This is a genomic window from Actinomadura sp. 3N407, assembly GCF_052245875.1.
Taxonomy (GTDB): domain Bacteria; phylum Actinomycetota; class Actinomycetes; order Streptosporangiales; family Streptosporangiaceae; genus Spirillospora.
Genome location: NZ_JBQQBP010000075.1, coordinates 1 through 1,002 on the forward strand (window position 1 = coordinate 1; position 1,002 = coordinate 1,002).

Sequence of the window (1,002 nt, forward strand, 5' to 3'; positions counted from 1 at the left end):
GAAGGGGTGGAGTACTGGAACCGCGCCCACTCGGTGATCTTCTTCGGCAAGGGCGGCGTCATCGCCTGAACCTCCCCGGAGAGGACGCCGTCAGGCCTTGCGTGCGACGCCTCCTACGCAGGCGACCTCGGGAGCCTCACCCCAGCGGCTGGGGTCGGGGCGCCATCGCGTCACAGGCACGACGCCGGGCTCCACGAGCTCCAAGCCATCGAAATAGCGGGCGATCTGCTCGGGGCTGCGGGGCGTGTAGGAGACCGCGCCGCTGCTCGCGTTGTGGGCCCGGATGGCCTCCACATAGGCGGGGTCGGTGTCGGTGCCGTCGTAGACCGCCAGGTAGCTGCCCGATGGCAGCGCCGCCATCAGCCGCTCCACGATCGACCGGGCCTGATCGTAGTCGTCCACCAGGCCCAGGATGCCCATGAGCATGAGCGCGACCGGCCGGTCGAGATCCAGGGTCCCGGCCGCCCGGGACAAGATGATCTCGGGGTCGCGGACGTCGGCTTCGATGTAGTCGGTGGCGCCTTCGGGGCTGCTGGTCAGCAGCGCTCTGGCGTGCACCAGCACCAGCGGATCGTTGTCGACGTAGACGACGCGGGCATCACGCGCGACCCGCTGGGCGACCTCGTGGGTGTTGTCCATGGTGGGCAGCCCGGTCCCGATGTCCAGGAACTGGCGGACCCCCACCTCGCCGGCCAGATACCGCACCACCCGGGTGAGCATGCGCCGGGAATAGCGGGCCATATCCACCATCCCCGGGAAGGTTTGGAAGACCCTCTCGCCGGCCTCCCGGTCGACGGGGTAGTTGTCCGTGCCTCCCAGCAGGAAATTCCAGATCCGCGCCGAATGCGGCACGGTGGTGTCGATCCTGGGGTCTGAGCTCATGAAGGCTCCTCGGGTTCGGACATGCACTCGCCGAACGCACGTTGTCGCTCGTCGGCGACGACAACCATGGTGTGGCCCCGCAGGCGATTTCCATGCTACAGCCGCGCATTCCTGCGGCGG

At 68.5% G+C, this 1,002-nt stretch carries 1 protein-coding gene; it reads right to left on the reverse strand.

Translation table 11 applies throughout. From position 1 onward, the window contains the following. Nucleotides 1-90: 90 nt before the first annotated feature. Complete coding sequence (locus ACTWPP_RS44980; RefSeq protein WP_443110615.1) at nucleotides 91-882, reverse strand: SAM-dependent methyltransferase; 792 nt, start codon at nucleotides 880-882, stop codon at nucleotides 91-93. Nucleotides 883-1,002 lie beyond the last annotated feature (120 nt).

Coding starts and splice junctions, on each gene's coding strand:
- ACTWPP_RS44980 (WP_443110615.1), bottom strand. CDS start 882: ATGAGCTCAGACCCCAGGATCGACACCACCGTGCCGCATTCGGCGCGG.